This is a genomic window from Pseudonocardia charpentierae, from assembly GCF_031845345.1.
GTDB lineage: Bacteria > Actinomycetota > Actinomycetes > Mycobacteriales > Pseudonocardiaceae > Pseudonocardia > Pseudonocardia charpentierae.
In genome coordinates this window covers 1-2467 of the sequence record NZ_JAVREJ010000075.1, presented here as the reverse complement: position 1 = coordinate 2467, position 2467 = coordinate 1, and the positions used below count along the sequence as shown (strand labels likewise).

General features: G+C 72.1%; 2 protein-coding genes. Both read right to left on the bottom strand.

The features are described from left to right. Positions 1-112: 112 nt before the first annotated feature. Positions 113-907 (bottom strand): IS21-like element helper ATPase IstB, encoded by a 795-nt coding sequence (gene istB / locus RM445_RS31860; protein ID WP_311560579.1) that lies wholly within the window; start codon positions 905-907, stop codon positions 113-115. Further along, positions 904-2454, bottom strand: a complete 1551-nt coding sequence (gene istA / locus RM445_RS31855; RefSeq protein ID WP_311560580.1) for an IS21 family transposase — start codon at positions 2452-2454, stop codon at positions 904-906. Before istA ends, istB begins: the two co-directional genes overlap by 4 nt. Positions 2455-2467 lie beyond the last annotated feature (13 nt).

The following is a 2467-nucleotide window of genomic DNA, read 5'->3' as shown; positions in this document are numbered from 1 at the left end:
TGTCAATGGCCAGTTCGTTCTCCCCGCTGGCGGCCAGGAGTTGTCCCCACTGGTGGCCAGATAGTTCTCCCCGACGGCGGCCAGATAGTTCCCCGCCTCGGGTCGTTCGGGGTCAGGTCAAGGCCGTCACCCCCTTCCCGGATGTCGCTTGCGCGAGCCGGTAGCTGTCACCTTGGGTGACGACGATGTGGGCGTGGTGCAGTAGTCGGTCGACGGTCGCTGTCGCGAGGGTCTTGGGCATGATCTCGTCGAACCCCGACGGGTGGAGGTTCGAACTGATCGCGAGGGAGCGGCGTTCGTAGGCGGCGTCGACGAGCCGGTAGAACCCTTCGGCCGCGTCCGGGCTGACCGGGAGTAGTCCGATGTCGTCGATGATGATCAGGTCGGTGCGAATCAGCCGGGCCAGGGCGCGGGTGATCGAGTCGTCGGCGCGGTGGCGGCGGACCAGGGCGCCGAGGTCTTCGATGGTGAACCAGGCGACGGTCATCCCGGCCTCGACCGCGGCCTGCCCGAGCGCCTCGCAGAAGTGCGACTTCCCGGTCCCCGACGGGCCGCAGACACACAGGTTCTCCCGTCGCCCGACCCACTCCAGGCTGGTGAGCGCGTCCTGGGTGGGCCGGGGGATGCAGGACGCGGTCGCGTCCCAGTCGTGCAGGGTCTTCCCGGCGGGGAACCCGGCGCGGGCGCGGCGGGTGCGCAGGTTCGTCGCGTCCCGGCCGGCGGCTTCCTCGGCGAGCAGCACCCGGACGAGTTCGGCGTGGTCCCAGCGCTGCGCCCGCGCGGTCGGGACCAGCTCCACGAGATGGCGGCGGATGTGCGGCAGCTTCAACCGCTTGGTGAGCTCGACCGCTTCAGCCAGCGGGTCACCCGCTGAGGGCGCGACCGTCCTGGTCGTCGTGGCGCTCATGCCGGATCTCCTGCCGGGTCGGGCTGCTGCTCGATCAGGATCTCAGCGGGGGTGACGCCGAAGCCGGACCATGCTGCGGTGCCTGGCTGGAGGCTGTGGGTCTCACTCGCTCGGGCCGGCGGCTTGCTGATCGTCTCGCCGGCCTGGTGGGCGAGGATGCGCAGCACGTCGTTCTCGGCGAACCGGCCGGCGACCGCCGCGGTCCCGAGCGCTTGGTCGACCTGCCCGGGTGGGTGCAGCTTGGCCAACGCGACCGCTTCGGTCATCTTGCGCCGCACTCCGCGCGCGCCCGCGGCGGCGGCCTCGACCAGCCACGATGCGGCGCCGGGCCCGAGCGCCAGGAACTCGGCCTCGGCCGCGCTCGTCGCCCGTGGGATGCGTTCGCCGTGCGCGGCGGCGGCCGCCGACTGGGGCGGGTAGTGCTCAGCTTGGATCGACGGACTGCCCGGGGTGGATCGCGAATGCCGCGCGACCTCCGTCGGCCCCTGCTCACCGACCGCGGTGACGACGAGGTCGTCGCCGTGGAAGCGGACCCAGACCCGGGTGTCGACCAGCTGGTGGGGCACCGAGTAGCGCACCCCCTCGACCGAGACGGTGGCGTCCCAGTTCACCCGCCGCGTGGTGCCGAACGCGACGGTGAACGGTTGAGTCGGCAGCGGATGCAACCGCGCGCGCTCTTCAGCGAGCATCTGCACCGGTGGGCGGCGGGTCTCCCGGTGCGGGCGGGCGTTGACCTGCTCGCACCACTGTCGGCAGGCGGCTTCGAGCTGGCCGAACACCCGATACTCCTCGGCCAGGTTGACCTCGGTGGGCACGAGGTCGGCCTTCGCGATGCGCACCGTCGCCTCCGACCCGCCCTTGGACTGCGGATCGGCGGGCACGCAGGTGCGGATGCTCATGCCGTAGTGCCGGCCGACCGCGACGATCTCCGGGTGCCGGACCGCGACCCCGGCGACGTGATCGACCGAGACGGTGCGCTCGTTGTCGGTCAGCGCGTAGGTCGGCACCCCGCCCAGCCGGCGCAGGGTGGTGTCCAGACAGGCCACGATCGTCGGGAGAGTGCGGTCCCAGACCGCGATGACCACACGGAAGCGGGACCAGGCCAGCCACGCGCACCACAGGTTCGTGCGTCGCCCACCGACCCGGGGTCCCTCGCCCCAGTCCCACTGCAGCCACAGCCCCGGCTCGGTCACCCACGGCCGGAACACCCGGCGCTGCCCGGCCCGCAGCCGCGCCTTGACCTCCGCCACCGCGCGGCGGGTGGTGCGCTCCCCACCGGTGAAGCCCATCGCCACCAGGCACTGATGCACGACGTCGGCGCGGACCCGCCCGTTGGAGCGGGCGACCAGCTCCTCGATCTTGTCCAGATAGTCGTCGATCGGCCGGGCCCGATGCTCCCGAGCGACCGGCGGCTGCCCCGCCTCCCGCAGCGCGACATAGCGGGCCACGGTGTGGTGGTCACACCCGGCCAGCTCCGCCGCCGCCCGGTAACTCCCGGTGAGGTCGTACGCCTCCAGAATCTCCACGATCTCCTCGCTCCGCTTCACCGGCAGACCCTCG

Bases quoted from the DNA above. Each gene is read 5' to 3' on its own strand.
- istB (WP_311560579.1), bottom strand. From the start codon at position 907: ATGAGCGCCACGACGACCAGGACGGTCGCGCCCTCAGCGGGTGACCCG.